This is a genomic window from Rhizobium sp. LC145 (genome assembly GCF_001005825.1).
Taxonomy (GTDB): domain Bacteria; phylum Pseudomonadota; class Alphaproteobacteria; order Rhizobiales; family Rhizobiaceae; genus Neorhizobium.
Genome location: NZ_LBHV01000010.1, coordinates 43,670 through 57,702, shown reverse-complemented (window position 1 = coordinate 57,702; position 14,033 = coordinate 43,670). Strand labels below are relative to the sequence as shown.

Here is a 14,033-nt window from a genome sequence, read left to right as displayed (position 1 = left end):
ATGGAAAGTTCTTTGATGACCGATACACCCGCGAGCCTGAACGACGCGAGCACAGAATACGGCGCCGATTCGATCAAGGTCCTGAAGGGCCTCGATGCCGTCCGCAAGCGTCCGGGCATGTATATCGGGGATACCGACGATGGTTCGGGCCTGCACCACATGGTCTATGAAGTGGTGGACAATGCGATCGACGAAGCTCTGGCCGGCCATGCGGACATCGTCACCGTCACTCTCAATCCGGACGGCTCGGTAACCGTGACCGACAACGGTCGCGGCATCCCGACGGCTATCCATAGCGGCGAGGGCGTGTCGGCTGCGGAAGTCATCATGACGCAGCTTCATGCCGGCGGAAAGTTCGACCAGAATTCCTACAAGGTCTCGGGCGGCCTGCATGGCGTCGGCGTCTCGGTCGTCAACGCGCTTTCGGTCTGGTTGAAGCTGCGCATCCGGCGCAGCGGCGAGATCCATGAAATGAGCTTCACCCATGGCGTGGCGGATGCCCCCCTCAAAGTGGTCGGGCAGTACGAGGGCCGTTCCGGCACCGAGGTCACCTTCCTGCCGAGTTCAGGCACCTTTTCCATGGTGGAATTCGACTACGGCACGCTCGAACATCGCCTGCGCGAACTCGCGTTCCTGAATTCGGGTGTGCGCATTCTGCTCACCGATAAGCGCAAGTCGGATGTCAGGCAGGAGGAACTGCTCTATGACGGCGGCCTGGAGGCTTTCGTCCGTTATCTCGATCGCGCCAAGAAATCTCTGGTCGATAAGCCGGTGGCGATCAAGGGCGAGAAGGACGGCATTACCGTCGAAGTCGCGCTCTGGTGGAACGACAGCTACCACGAGAACGTGCTCTGCTTCACCAACAATATCCCGCAGCGCGATGGCGGTACCCATATGGCCGGCTTCCGCGGTGCCTTGACCCGCCAGGTCACGTCCTATGCGGATAGTTCGGGGATCACCAAGAAGGAAAAGGTGACGCTGCAGGGCGAAGACTGCCGTGAAGGCCTGACGGCCGTTCTTTCCGTCAAGGTACCGGACCCGAAGTTCTCGTCGCAGACGAAGGACAAGCTCGTCTCCTCCGAAGTCCGCCCCGTGGTCGAAAGCTTGGTCAACGAGGCGCTGAGCACCTGGTTCGAGGAGCATCCGGCGGAAGCCAAGATCCTGGTCGGCAAGGTGGTTGAAGCCGCCGTCGCCCGCGAGGCGGCTCGCAAGGCCCGCGAGCTCACCCGCCGCAAGGGCGCTCTCGATATTGCTTCGCTTCCCGGTAAGCTCGCCGATTGTTCGGAACGCGACCCCGCCAAATCCGAGCTTTTCCTCGTTGAGGGCGATTCCGCTGGCGGCTCGGCAAAGCAGGGCCGCTCGCGCGAGAGCCAGGCCATTCTGCCGCTGCGCGGCAAGATCCTCAATGTCGAGCGCGCCCGCTTCGACAAGATGCTGTCCAGCCAGGAGATCGGTACGCTGATCACTGCGCTCGGCACCTCGATCGGCAAGGACGAATTCAACGCCGACAAGCTGCGCTACCACAAGATCATCATCATGACGGACGCTGACGTCGATGGCGCCCACATCCGCACGCTGCTGCTCACCTTCTTCTTCCGCCAGATGCCGGAGCTGATCGAGCGCGGCCACCTCTTCATCGCCCAGCCGCCTCTCTACAAGGTCAGCCGTGGCAAGTCCGTCCAGTACCTGAAGGACGAGAAGGCGCTGGAGGAATATCTGATCAGCGCCGGTATAGATGAAGCGCGCCTGACGCTTGGTTCCGGTGAGGTCCGGGTCGGTCAAGATCTGCGAGAAGTAATCCAGGACGCGCTTCGCCTCCGCACGCTGCTGAGCGGCCTGCATTCTCGCTACAGCCGCTCGATCATCGAGCAGGCGGCCATTTCCGGCGCACTCAACCCGGAGCTCACCGACAATCGCGAACGCGCCCAGCAGACGGCAGATGAAGTAGCCCGTCGTCTGGACCTGATTGCCGAGGAGACCGAGCGCGGCTGGTCAGGTCACGTCACCAGCGAAGGCGGCCTCCGCTTCGAGCGCATGGTGCGCGGGGTCAAGGAAGTCGCGGTCCTCGATGTCGCCCTCATCGGCTCGGCCGATGCGCGCCATATCGACCAGATGACCCGCCGCCTGCAGGAAATCTACGCGAAGCCGCCCGTTCTTGCCCGCAAGGAAGGCGAGCAGGAAATTTCCGGCCCTATCGCTCTTCTGGAAGCCATCTTCGCATCCGGGCGCAAGGGTCTGTCCATGCAGCGCTACAAGGGGCTTGGCGAGATGAACGCCGAACAGCTCTGGGAAACGACGCTCGATCCGAACGTCCGTTCTCTCCTGCAGGTGAAGGTGAACGATGCCACCGATGCCGATGGCCTCTTCTCGCGCCTGATGGGCGACGAAGTGGAGCCCCGCCGTGAGTTCATCCAGGACAACGCGCTGAGCGTCGCAAACCTCGATATCTAATCGAGTCGGGTTTCACGTGAATCCGTTTTCGAGCAGATTCACGTGAAACGGTGCGCTCCGCTCAATCGGCGCTGCCCATGAACCGTCCCTCGAAGGCCACTTCGGCAAGCGGCTTGCGCTTGCTCGGAACCTCGCGTTCGCGAATATCCTCTGGCAGCGTGTCCTTGTCGGCGAGATGGCCGATCGCGGCTGCGGCCTCCACCCGATAGCCATCCGGAACGCCGAGCACTTCCATCGCCTTTTCGCGGCTCATGCCCTCCATGCCGTGGGCGTAGAGGCCGAGCTTCATCGTCTGCGCGGCGAGCGAGAACCATGCCGCCCCGGTGTCGAAGGCATGGGTATGGGCGTGTCGCCGCTCGCCCGTAGAGGAAACGCGGTAGGTCTTGGAGATCAGGATGATGAGGGCGGACGCATTCTTCGCCCAGCGTTGGTTGCTTTCAACGAGGATATCGAGAAGCACGTCGAAATCCGGCGTTCCTTTCAGCGCATAGACGAAGCGCCATGGCTGGCCGTTGCCGGAAGAGGGAGCCCAGTGGGCCGCATCCAGAATGGTCAGCATCGTCTCTTTGGTTATCGGCTCGCCGGTAAAGGCGCGGGGCGACCAGCGCTTCAGGAAAAAGGCATCGATCGGATATTCGGATTGGCGGCTGTTGGCGCTGGTCATGAGTTTCCTTGCAAGCTCGAACACTATTGTGGAGAGCGGCAGGATAAGCCAGGCGGGAGAAAAATCGAACAGAGATTGTCGATGCTGCCGCATCGGGTGCCTTGATACGCACGGGAACCGGGTGCGTCCGGGTAGTCACTTGCGCGCTGGAGGAGTGCTGAGCCGACAGCAGGCGCAGAAGGCTGCGCCTGAATCCGGCTAACGTCGTCTCAGAAAGCGTTGGCGATTAGCTTCAGGACGAAGACCCAGAACACTAGGCAAACCGTGATCATGCCGATCCACACCGGCACGAAAATGTGCAGGGGGTATCTTTCGATCCGCGTGTCCTCGATCGCCATCCGGTGGTTCGGGCGTGCTCGAGAAGTCTTGCTCAGTTCCGCGATAGACATGACCGCACCTGCCTTTCTGCCCTTGGGGCATCTCGATGAGGCTGCGCCGGTTGCCATAGGTTGAACTGGCATCGGTCCGGCACCCCCTAGATGCGGCCGGAGGGGGAATAAATCACGCCGAATTGGTTCCGTTTCGGTGGGGTTTGGGCTGACGGTCTGGCGACGCGTCCTATCTATCGGAAAAATAAGGGAGAAAAGCTCCCGGATCGGAAGCGATTTTTCCCAGCCGATCGACCGGCCGATGTCCGACAGAACTTATAACCGAGAATCGGTGAGATATCCGGGAACCGCCGAAGCTGCGGTATCCAGGGTCCGTTGGGGGAATGTCGGCTGCTGACGGTGGAGAGTTGCGGAACGGAAGGGTGACGACTGGCGGGCAGTCACCCTTCCGGCCGCTTGCTGCCCGGAAAGCTGAAACAGTCGGGCAGAAGCTCGAAAAACCCGCGCCATATGCAGGCAAACCGCGGAAACTTCACCAGGGATCATTCCCAATCTGGAAAGACTTTGATCGTTTGTGGAGCGTATCTCCTCTATCTCCTTGGGAAAGCTCGATGGATTTCCTTCCGGATTGGAAATGATTTCTCCTGTCTCCGCAGGTGGAATCCCGCCGGAAGGGGAACGGTTGCGCCCGCAATTGGTCGTGACAAGCCAAAAAGGATCGTCCATAACGCCACCTGTCTGACAATCGGAGGAGTTTCCCTTTGAAACTGACGCGCATTGGCCAGCCGGGCCAGGAAAAGCCGGCACTTCTCGACAATGATGGCAAGATCCGCGACCTGTCCGGCCATGTCGCCGATATTGCCGGCGAGGCGATTTCGCCGGAAGGCCTCGCAAGGATCGCCGCGCTCGATCCGAAGAGCCTGCCCGAGCTTCCGGCAAGCCGCGTCGGCGCCTGCGTCGCCGGCACCGGCAAGTTTATCTGCATCGGGCTCAACTTCTCCGACCATGCCGCCGAAACCGGTGCCACCGTGCCGCCGGAGCCGGTCATCTTCATGAAGGCGACCTCCGCCATCTGCGGCCCGAATGACGAGGTGCTGATCCCGCGCGGCTCCGAAAAGACAGACTGGGAAGTCGAGCTCGGCGTCGTCATCGGCAAGAAGGCGAAATATGTTTCCGAGGCAGAGGCGATGGATTACGTCGCCGGCTATTGCGTCTCGCATGACGTTTCCGAGCGCGCCTTCCAGCAGGAGCGTTCCGGCCAGTGGACCAAGGGCAAGTCCTGCGACACCTTCGGCCCGATCGGCCCCTGGCTCGTTACCAAGGACGAGGTCGCCGATCCGCAGAACCTCGGCATGTGGCTGAAGGTCAACGGCGAGACCATGCAGAACGGCTCTTCCAAGACCATGGTCTATGGCGTCGCCTTCCTGGTCTCCTATCTCAGCCAGTTCATGTCGCTGCATCCGGGCGATGTCATCTCCACCGGCACCCCTCCCGGCGTCGGCCTCGGCATGAAGCCGCCGCGCTTCCTGAAGGCCGGTGATGTCGTCGAACTCGGCATCGAAGGCCTCGGCACCCAGAAGCAGACCTTCGTCGCCGACGCTTGAGCGATGCTTGCCGCTATATGAGGCTCAGCGAGTAGGGGTGGGGATCTCTACTCTCTCTCGCGAGCCCCATATAGCCCGGCGGCGTTCTTGATGTTGCGCCGCAATAGAAAACTGATAGTTTATTGAACGCTTGCTGCTGTACCGAGGGATATGACGAAATCGTCGAAAATGCTTTCGGATGTGATGAAGGGTGGCAATTCGATGTTCTACCAGCTCTATGAACTGAACCATGCCGCCATGGCGCCGGTCCGTGCGGCGGCGGATGCCATGCGTCTGGCTTACGAGAACCCGCTCAATCCCTATTCACAGACGACGATGGGCCGCGCCGTCGCGGCGGGGCTCGAGGTTTTCGAGCGCATGACGCGCCGTTATGCCAAGCCTTCCTTCGGCCTCCATTCGACCGTGGTCGATGGCGAGACGGTCGCAGTCATGGAGGAGATCGTCTGGGCAAAGCCCTTCTGCAATCTCCTGCATTTTCGGCGGGATCTGCCGGCCGATCGCGCGCCGGATCAGAAGATCCTGCTGGTCGCGCCCATGTCCGGCCACTATGCCACATTGCTGCGCGGCACTGTGGAAGCGCTTCTGCCGCATGCGGAAATCTACATCACCGATTGGGTCGATGCCCGCATGGTGCCGCTCTCGGATGGCAGCTTCGATCTCGACGATTACATCGATTACGTCATCGAGATGCTGCATGAGATTGGCGCCGGCGCGCATGTCGTGGCGGTCTGCCAGCCCTCGGTGCCGGTGCTCGCCGCCGTGGCGGTCATGGAAGCGGCGGAAGACCCGCTTGTCCCCGCCTCCATGGTGCTGATGGGCGGGCCGATCGATACCCGCATCAATCCCACCGCCGTCAATGAATTGGCGCAGAACCACACGCTCGAATGGTTCCGCGATAACGTCATCATGCACGTGCCCTGGCCGCAGCCAGGTTTCTCGCGCGCCGTCTATCCGGGCTTCCTGCAGCTTTCCGGCTTCATGTCGATGAACCTCGACCGCCATCTGATCGCCCATAAGGAGTTCTTCGAACACTTGGTGAAGAACGATGGCGAGTCCGCCGAAAAGCACCGGGATTTCTACGATGAATATCTGGCGGTGATGGACCTGACGGAGGAATTCTATCTTCAGACGGTCGATACGGTCTTCATCAAGCATTCATTGCCGAAGGGCGAGATGACCCATCGCGGCGAACCGGTCGATACGACCGCGATCCGCCGTGTCGCTCTTCTCACCATCGAAGGCGAGAACGACGATATTTCAGGTCTCGGCCAGACCAGGGCCGCGCATACCATCTGTCCCAATATTCCGGAAAGCCTCCGCATGCATTACATGCAGCCGGATGTCGGCCATTACGGCGTCTTCAACGGCTCGCGCTTCCGCCGCGAGATCGCGCCGCGCATCCTGGCCTTCGCGCAGAAGCACGCAAGAACCGGCGGCAAGGCGCCGGTCAAGCGCGTCATCAAGGGTGGCAAGGCCGGCTGATGCCCGCGATCTGATTTCCCCGGGGCATCCGCATGGCGGTTTCTTGATGGCTTGGACTTATTCGCCGATTGCCGAAAGCAGGTCAGGGTTTACCACGAGATTTCGAACGCCGTGCGCGTGGTCCTCGTCGAAAGGATTGTTTGTGAACCAGCGGCCTACGCTTGCGATATTGACCTTGGCAACCTTGGGCCGGACTCCCCAGCTGACCTGAAACGGCGACCCCTTCTCATTGTAATCCGGACCGGTAGTCGAACCTGCATACTGGACAGGCTTTCCCATGTCCGTCGGCATATGGAGCGCCTGATAGAAACCATCCACCTTCTGGATTTCCGTCAGCTCTACGAAGTCGAGAGCGCGTAGATCGTTCACCAGCACCGCGACTTGCGTTTCCACGCGCAGCTGAGGGTTGATAACTGCATCATTCATGCAGGCCCCCAGCGTTGCGCCGGGAGAAACATTCGCCGTGGAATAAACGAAATGAACTTCGATCGTGTCGCCCGGCAGGAGTTCACCATGGCTGGATGCGCCGATCTTCATATCGAGCGGTGCCAATTCCTTCGCAGTCAATTCGCCGTTGAACCTGTATCCCGTCCCGTAGCCATGACCGTCGCCGTTCCCGGCAAACGTTGTGAACTCGCCTCCCTTGTGCTCGGCATTCTTGTGAAGGTGGATGTTGCACAAGTTCATTTGCGAATAGGGTGGCGCGAAGGCAAACCTATGCTCGTTGCTCCCTTCAATGGAATCGATATCGCGAGGCGACTGGGGTCCGAAGCCCGCATCTGCGGTCATTTCCGCAAGGTTGGCTCGCTGAACTGCGATGACTTCCTCAGTCACGGATGCGGGCGCATGATCAGCCGTGTCTGCCGCAGACGGCGAGCCGAGGGCCAAAAGCGAAACGGCGGCAAGGGCGCCAAGAGCCGGTTCTAGTCTCATTTATGAATCCTGTTGCTATAGGTGTGTACAACTGAAACCCGCTGTGGGTCACAGCGGGTGCTGGCTCAGAGCTGGACGATGCATCGTCTGCTTCTAGTCTTCGCGGAAACCGGTGCGCTGATAGAGCAAACAAGCTCTGAGGTCTTGCGAAGAAAGGCCCGGAGAGGATGTAAAGAGCCGGCCAGGACTAGGAGAGGCGGCCAACCGGCTGCAATTGCTGGAGAAAGTATTTCCAGTCTGAGGTAACGGCTCGATTTGCGGCCTGTCGCAAACCGGCGGAGGCGAATGGTGGGCTACAAGACTCTTCAATCGCCGAGCAGGATGATTTCCCGCTGGTATTTCAGCATCTTCTTGGATTCCTTGTTTCGCCGTCTTGAAGGGCGATTGAGAACTTCCCAAATCGAATTCGACGGGCTGGCATGCGGCCGCCCGCGGAAACGAAGGGTGTCACCAATGAACCAGTCAGCATTGATCCGTCCGGATTGGACTCCGGCCACCATTGCATTGATGGTGCTCGGTTTCGTCGTCTTCTGGCCGCTTGGCCTTGCCATGCTCGCCTATATTCTGTTCGGCGAGCGGCTCCAGGGCTTCAAGCGCGATGCGAACCGCAAGGCGGATGGCATGTTCGCCGGCTGCCGACGCGCCAAAGCGCGCTACCAGACGCATTTCAACACCGGCAACGTCGCATTCGACGATTGGCGCAAGGCGGAACTCGACCGCCTGGAAGAAGAGCGTCGCAAGCTCGATGAGATGCGCGAGGAATTCGACAATTATGTCCGCGAGCTGCGCCGGGCGAAGGATCAGGAAGAATTCGATCGCTTCATGCGCGAGCGGAACAATCGTTCCTCCGGGCAGAATCCGGTCGTCGATCTCTGATAGCGGATCGGGATGGATTCACGTGAAACGTTTGATGGGTCGGCGCCTTGCGGCGCCGGCTTTTTTGTATGAGCCGGCCTTGCGAATCGGCTAAAAGGACCTTCATGTTCGCCCTTCTCAAAAAGCCTGTCAGAACGCCGCGCAAGGCGCCGGAAACGGTCAGGCGTACGCTCGAGGTCGGCAACCGGGCGATGCCGCTGACGATCCGCGAGAACAACCGGGCCACCCGCATCACGCTGCGCATCGAACCGGGCGGCCGGGCGCTCAACCTCACGGTGCCGCTCGGCTTGAGGAAAAGCGAAATCGATGATTTCCTCGATCGGCACCAGGGCTGGCTGCTGACGAAGCTCGCCAAGTTCACGCTCGAAAACCCCATTCGGCATGGTGGAAAACTGTCGCTGCGGGGAGTGCCGCACGGTATCGAGCACACCGGCAGTCTTCGCGGGGTGACCGAAGCTCTGATCGTCGAGGGCAAGCCGGTGCTGAAGGTCAGCGGGCTCGAAGATCATATGGGCCGGCGGATTTCCGCCTTTCTCAAGAAAGAGGCGCGTCGCGATCTGGAGGCTCTCGTCGCCGTTCATGCGGCAGCGATCCGCAAGCCGGTGAAATCGATCACCATGAAGGATACCCGCAGCCGCTGGGGCTCTTGCTCGTGGGATGGAAACCTGAGCTTTTCCTGGCGCATCGTCATGGCGCCGCCGCTGGTGATCGACTATCTCGCTGCCCACGAGGTCGCCCATCTTCGGGAAATGAACCACGGCCCGCAATTCTGGGCGCTCTGCCGTGAACTCTGCCCGCGCATGGAAGAGGCGCGCAAATGGCTGAAGCAGCACGGCTCGCAGCTCCATGCCATTGATTTTGAATGATATTATTCATCTGACTCGACGGGAATTGCCCTTTACTCGCCAACATTTTGCTCGGCGTATCCTTTCCCCGTAGATGGTCGAGGGGACGCTGAAACGGCGCGGCATATCCATCTCCCTCCCTTGGGGGGAGATACCCGGCAGGGCAGAGGGGGGCTGAGCGGAGTCGAGATGACACTCGGCGAGCAAGTAGGACGCCACAGTTGCAGCATACTTCCCGTCATTCCTGTCCCCGGACTTGATCCGGGGATCAGTCACAGGAATCCAGCCGCCGTGCGTCTGCACGGCGAGAAGACCATTGCCGTCTCATGATTGTTGTTTGTGCTTGGATCCTCGGGACATCCTCGGGTTTAATCCGAGGACGAGGATGACGAACCTTGAGGGTTTGCAAAAGGTGCCAAACTCGATGCCGTGCTTGGGGCACATCCAGCAGTCCGGCCTCGGTGTGGCGTCTCCAGTGAGACCGCCCTCGGCGGTTGATTGGGGCACCCTTGCTCCAACCTTCCTTTTCGTCATCCTCGTCCTCGGGTTAAACCCGAGGATGTCCCGAGGATCTACCGCACAAACAAGCCGTCATCTCCGTCAGATGGGGACGATTCAAAGCATCTCCTGAACGATCTCAATAACTTACCCATTTCTCCATCCCCGCTCTCCAAATCCACTCCATAATCTCCCGGTCCTGTTTCGGCTGCACCGGTCCAGCATCGCCGGCGAGATGGGGCCGGTGCCCTTTCGATCCGCCGTTGATGCAGGCGGGTTGTGAGGGGCTGCGCAGAAAATGGTCTCCCTCTCGCCTGAGAAATGGCGGGGCGTGCGTGTGTCGCACACAACCCGGCCCGGCTAATAATCAACAACATATGGGCCGCCGCAGAGGGACCGGAGTTGCGCGGAAAAACACACCGAACGGGACACGTCGCGTGTCACCATAAAATACAAATACGAGGCACTCGACGTGTCCCGGCCGAAAATGAACAGCCACAGGCACCAAGGGATGAGTCTGCCTACTCGTCTTCCTCGAGCTCCCACCTGCTTCGAGGAAGCAATCTCACAACGTGAGTCGTCATCCTCGGGCTTGACCCGAGGACCCTCGTCATCCTCGGGCGAACGCAGTGAGACCCGAGGATTTAACTCGACTCTTGGCGCATTTCATGTCACTCCGCCCCCATGAAACCGGATATCAAGATCTGCGGGCTGAAGACGGCGGAAGCGGTCGATCGGGCGATCGCACGCGGAGCGACCCATATCGGCTTTATCTTTTTTCCGAAAAGCCCGCGCAACATAGAGCCGGATGCAGCAGCCGAGCTTGCCGACCGCGCGCGCGGCCGCGTCAAGATCGTGGCCGTGACGGTGGATGCGGATGACGAGACGATGGACGATATCGTCCACCTCGTGAAGCCGGATATCCTGCAGCTCCACGGCCATGAAAGCCCGGAGCGCATCCTGCATCTGAAGGCGCTTTACGGCCTCCCGGTCATGAAGGTCTTTTCCGTCCGCGAAGCCGCCGATCTCGACCGCATCGATTCCTATATCGGCGTGGCGGACCGCTTCATGTTCGACGCCAAGGCGCCGGCCGGTTCCGAACTTCCGGGCGGCAACGGCGTTTCCTTTGATTGGGGCCTCATGGCTTCCCTTGACGAAGGCATGGATTACATGCTTTCCGGGGGGCTGAACAAAGAGAATGTCGGTCTCGCGCTCGCCACCACGCGGGCCGGCGGCGTAGATGTTTCTTCCGGAGTGGAAAGCGCGCCGGGCGTGAAGGACCTCTCGATGATCGATGCCTTTTTCGAGGCGATCGCCGGAGCCGAGCCGCGAAAGGCTGCAGGGAGCAAAGAGTGAACCAGACGCCAAGACCCAATTCGTTTCGCGCCGGCCCCGATGAGGATGGCCGTTTCGGCATCTATGGTGGGCGCTTCGTCGCCGAAACCCTGATGCCGCTGATCCTCGACCTGCAGGGCGAGTGGGAAAAGGCGAAAAACGATCCGGCTTTCCAGGCGGAATTGAAGCATCTCGGCGCCCATTATATCGGCCGGCCGAGCCCGCTCTATTTCGCCGAGCGGCTGACGGCCGAACTCGGCGGCGCGAAGATCTACTTCAAGCGCGAGGAGCTGAACCACACCGGCTCCCACAAGATCAACAATTGCATCGGCCAGATCCTGCTCGCCAAGCGTATGGGCAAGACCCGCATCATCGCCGAAACCGGCGCCGGCCAGCACGGTGTCGCCTCGGCAACGGTTGCCGCCCGGTTCGACCTTCCCTGCGTCGTCTACATGGGCGCCACCGATGTCGAGCGCCAGGCGCCGAACGTCTTCCGCATGAAGCTCCTTGGCGCCGAAGTCATTCCGGTCACCGCAGGCCACGGCACGCTGAAGGACGCCATGAACGAGGCGCTACGCGACTGGGTCACCAATGTCGACAGCACCTATTACCTGATCGGCACGGCCGCCGGCCCGCATCCCTATCCGGAAATGGTCCGCGATTTTCAGGCCGTGATCGGCGCGGAAGCCCGCGAGCAGATGCTCGCCGCCGAAGGCCGCCTGCCGGATATGGTGATTGCCGCCGTCGGCGGAGGTTCCAACGCGATCGGCATCTTCCACCCATTCCTGGATGACGACGGGGTGAAGATCGTCGGCGTCGAGGCGGGCGGCAAGGGCCTTCAGGGCGATGAGCACTGCGCCTCGATTACTGCCGGCTCGCCGGGCGTTCTGCATGGCAACCGCACCTACCTGCTGCAGGACGGCGACGGTCAGATCAAGGAAGGCCATTCGATTTCGGCCGGCCTCGATTATCCCGGCATTGGTCCGGAACATAGCTGGCTCAACGATATCGGCCGTGCAGAATACGTGCCGATCATGGACCACGAGGCGCTGGAAGCCTTCCAGATGCTCACCCGCCTCGAAGGCATCATTCCGGCTCTGGAGCCCAGCCACGCGCTGGCGGAGGTCATCAAGCGGGCGCCGAAGATGGGCAAGGACGAGATCATCCTGATGAACCTCTCGGGCCGCGGCGACAAGGACATCTTCACCGTCGGCAAGATTCTCGGGATGGGGATGTGATCATGACCGCTCGCATGGACAAACGTTTCGCAAGCCTGAAGACGGAAGGGCGCCCCGCGCTCATCACCTATTTCATGGGCGGCGATCCCGATTTCGAAACCTCGCTCGGCATCATGAAGGCGCTTCCCGGCGCCGGCGCCGATATTATCGAACTCGGCATGCCGTTCTCCGATCCGATGGCCGATGGCCCGGCGATCCAGTTAGCCGGCCAGCGCGCCTTGAAGGGCGGCCAGACGCTCGCCAAGACCCTGGAGCTTGCCCGCCGCTTCCGCGAGGGCGACAATGACACGCCGATCGTCATGATGGGTTACTACAATCCCATCTATATCTACGGCGTCGAAAAATTTCTGGACGATGCGCTGGAAGCCGGCATCGATGGGCTTATCATCGTCGACCTGCCGCCGGAAATGGATGACGAGCTCTGCATTCCGGCGCTGGAAAAAGGCATAAACTTCATCCGGCTGGCGACCCCCACCACCGATGACAAGCGCCTGCCGACCGTGTTGAAGAACACATCCGGCTTCGTCTACTACGTATCCATGAACGGCATTACCGGTTCGGCTCTACCCGATCCTTCGTTGATCTCGGGCGCTGTTGAGCGCATCAAGGGCCACACGGAACTGCCGGTCTGCGTCGGCTTCGGCGTCAAGACCGCCGACCATGCCCGCGCGATCGGCGCGGCGGCCGATGGTGTCGTCGTCGGTACCGCGATCGTTGCACAGATTGCCGGCAGTCTCACCAAGGACGGCCAGGCTGGGCCCGATACCGTCGCCTCCGTCGCGACCCTCGTCCGGGGCCTTGCCTCGGGCGTGCGTTCGGCCCGCCTTGTTGCCGCCGAATAAATTCCCCACATTGATTGCAGTCAGGAAGGAGCCACGCCTTTGAACTGGATCACCAATTACGTTCGGCCGCGGATCAATTCCATGCTCGGCCGCAGGGAAGTCCCTGAAAATCTTTGGATCAAATGCCCGGAAACGGGCGAGATGGTCTTCCACAAGGACCTGGAAGAGAACAAGTGGGTCATTCCGGCCTCCGGCTTCCACATGAAGATGCCGGCCAAGGCCAGGCTTACCGATCTCTTCGACGGCGGCGTCTATGAATCGCTGCCGCAGCCGAAGGTCGCGCAGGATCCGCTGAAGTTCCGCGATTCCAAGAAATACGTGGATCGCCTGAAGGACAGCCGTACCAAGACCGAGCAGGAGGACACGATCCTCGCCGGCCTCGGCAAGGTGCAGGGCGTCAAGCTGGTCGCCGTCGTGCACGAGTTCAACTTCATCGGCGGCTCGCTGGGCCTGGCGGCCGGCGAGGCGATCGTGAAGGCGGCCGAAAGGGCGGTTGCGGAAAAGTGCCCGCTGATCATCTTCCCGGCTTCAGGCGGCGCGCGCATGCAGGAGGGCATCCTGTCCTTGATGCAGCTTCCGCGCACAACGGTCGCGGTCGACATGGTGAAGGAAGCGGGGCTTCCCTATATCGTCGTGCTGACCAATCCGACCACCGGCGGCGTGACGGCCTCCTATGCCATGCTGGGCGATGTCCATATCGCCGAGCCCGGTGCCGAAATCGGCTTCGCCGGCAAGCGCGTCATCGAGCAGACGCTCCGCGAAAAGCTTCCCGAGGGTTTCCAGACTTCGGAATACCTGCTGGAGCACGGCATGGTCGATATGGTGGTGAAGCGCCACGATATACCGGCCACGCTTGCAAGGGTTCTGAGACTTTTGATGAAACAGCCGGCCGAAGCGGCCGGGGTTCTGGCACCGCCTTTGGCGGCCAGCGCCTGA

12 protein-coding genes are annotated in these 14,033 nt (G+C 60.8%); 9 read left to right on the top strand and 3 right to left on the bottom strand.

The genetic code is table 11. The annotated features are described in order from the left end of the window. Positions 1-15: 15 nt before the first annotated feature. Positions 16-2,451, top strand: coding sequence for a DNA topoisomerase (ATP-hydrolyzing) subunit B (gene gyrB, locus YH62_RS23310; RefSeq protein ID WP_046796699.1), 2,436 nt, complete (start codon positions 16-18; stop codon positions 2,449-2,451). A 61-nt stretch (positions 2,452-2,512) separates the two neighbouring features. Here the strand turns inward: gyrB and YH62_RS23305 are convergent, their stop codons facing one another. Both YH62_RS23305 and YH62_RS30280 read right to left on the bottom strand, forming a co-directional pair. Then, positions 2,513-3,115, bottom strand: a complete 603-nt coding sequence (locus tag YH62_RS23305; RefSeq protein ID WP_046796698.1) for a nitroreductase family protein — start codon at positions 3,113-3,115, stop codon at positions 2,513-2,515. Positions 3,116-3,324: 209 nt separating this feature from the next. Then, positions 3,325-3,504 (bottom strand): hypothetical protein, encoded by a 180-nt coding sequence (locus YH62_RS30280; RefSeq protein WP_137326770.1) that lies wholly within the window; start codon positions 3,502-3,504, stop codon positions 3,325-3,327. Positions 3,505-4,205: 701 nt separating this feature from the next. Here YH62_RS30280 and YH62_RS23300 point away from each other — a divergent pair. Next, positions 4,206-5,048, top strand: a complete 843-nt coding sequence (locus YH62_RS23300) for a fumarylacetoacetate hydrolase family protein (RefSeq protein WP_046796697.1) — start codon at positions 4,206-4,208, stop codon at positions 5,046-5,048. A 201-nt stretch (positions 5,049-5,249) separates the two neighbouring features. Beyond that, positions 5,250-6,530, top strand: coding sequence for a polyhydroxyalkanoate depolymerase (phaZ, locus tag YH62_RS23295; RefSeq protein WP_046796822.1), 1,281 nt, complete (start codon positions 5,250-5,252; stop codon positions 6,528-6,530). 57 nt (positions 6,531-6,587) lie between these two features. Here the strand turns inward: phaZ and YH62_RS23290 are convergent, their stop codons facing one another. Further along, positions 6,588-7,463, bottom strand: a complete 876-nt coding sequence (locus tag YH62_RS23290; RefSeq protein ID WP_052760492.1) for a delta-class carbonic anhydrase — start codon at positions 7,461-7,463, stop codon at positions 6,588-6,590. Positions 7,464-7,916: 453 nt separating this feature from the next. Here YH62_RS23290 and YH62_RS23285 point away from each other — a divergent pair, with 453 nt between their 5' ends. From YH62_RS23285 to accD, 6 genes are all read left to right on the top strand, one after another. Beyond that, on the top strand, positions 7,917-8,339 hold the full coding sequence (locus YH62_RS23285; protein ID WP_046796696.1) for a DUF2852 domain-containing protein: 423 nt from the start codon (positions 7,917-7,919) through the stop codon (positions 8,337-8,339). 104 nt (positions 8,340-8,443) lie between these two features. Then, positions 8,444-9,205, top strand: a complete 762-nt coding sequence (locus YH62_RS23280; protein ID WP_046796695.1) for a SprT family zinc-dependent metalloprotease — start codon at positions 8,444-8,446, stop codon at positions 9,203-9,205. Between the two features lie 1,161 nt (positions 9,206-10,366). After that, on the top strand, positions 10,367-11,038 hold the full coding sequence (locus YH62_RS23270) for a phosphoribosylanthranilate isomerase (RefSeq protein WP_046796693.1): 672 nt from the start codon (positions 10,367-10,369) through the stop codon (positions 11,036-11,038). Next, positions 11,035-12,255 carry a tryptophan synthase subunit beta gene (gene trpB, locus YH62_RS23265; protein WP_046796692.1) on the top strand — a complete coding sequence of 407 codons (1,221 nt, stop codon included), beginning with the start codon at positions 11,035-11,037 and terminating at the stop codon, positions 12,253-12,255. Before YH62_RS23270 ends, trpB begins: the two co-directional genes overlap by 4 nt. Positions 12,256-12,257: 2 nt before the next feature. Then, positions 12,258-13,097, top strand: a complete 840-nt coding sequence (gene trpA / locus YH62_RS23260) for a tryptophan synthase subunit alpha (protein WP_046796691.1) — start codon at positions 12,258-12,260, stop codon at positions 13,095-13,097. Positions 13,098-13,136: 39 nt separating this feature from the next. Next, positions 13,137-14,033 (top strand): acetyl-CoA carboxylase, carboxyltransferase subunit beta, encoded by an 897-nt coding sequence (gene accD / locus YH62_RS23255; protein WP_046796690.1) that lies wholly within the window; start codon positions 13,137-13,139, stop codon positions 14,031-14,033.

Excerpts from the sequence above, each read along its gene's own strand:
- YH62_RS23305 (WP_046796698.1), bottom strand. The coding sequence starts at position 3,115 with ATGACCAGCGCCAACAGCCGCCAATCCGAATATCCGATCGATGCCTTT.
- YH62_RS23280 (WP_046796695.1), top strand. The coding sequence starts at position 8,444 with ATGTTCGCCCTTCTCAAAAAGCCTGTCAGAACGCCGCGCAAGGCGCCG.
- YH62_RS23290 (WP_052760492.1), bottom strand. The coding sequence starts at position 7,463 with ATGAGACTAGAACCGGCTCTTGGCGCCCTTGCCGCCGTTTCGCTTTTG.
- YH62_RS23270 (WP_046796693.1), top strand. The coding sequence starts at position 10,367 with ATGAAACCGGATATCAAGATCTGCGGGCTGAAGACGGCGGAAGCGGTC.
- trpA (WP_046796691.1), top strand. The coding sequence starts at position 12,258 with ATGACCGCTCGCATGGACAAACGTTTCGCAAGCCTGAAGACGGAAGGG.
- YH62_RS23285 (WP_046796696.1), top strand. The coding sequence starts at position 7,917 with ATGAACCAGTCAGCATTGATCCGTCCGGATTGGACTCCGGCCACCATT.
- gyrB (WP_046796699.1), top strand. The coding sequence starts at position 16 with ATGACCGATACACCCGCGAGCCTGAACGACGCGAGCACAGAATACGGC.
- YH62_RS30280 (WP_137326770.1), bottom strand. The coding sequence starts at position 3,504 with ATGTCTATCGCGGAACTGAGCAAGACTTCTCGAGCACGCCCGAACCAC.
- phaZ (WP_046796822.1), top strand. The coding sequence starts at position 5,250 with ATGTTCTACCAGCTCTATGAACTGAACCATGCCGCCATGGCGCCGGTC.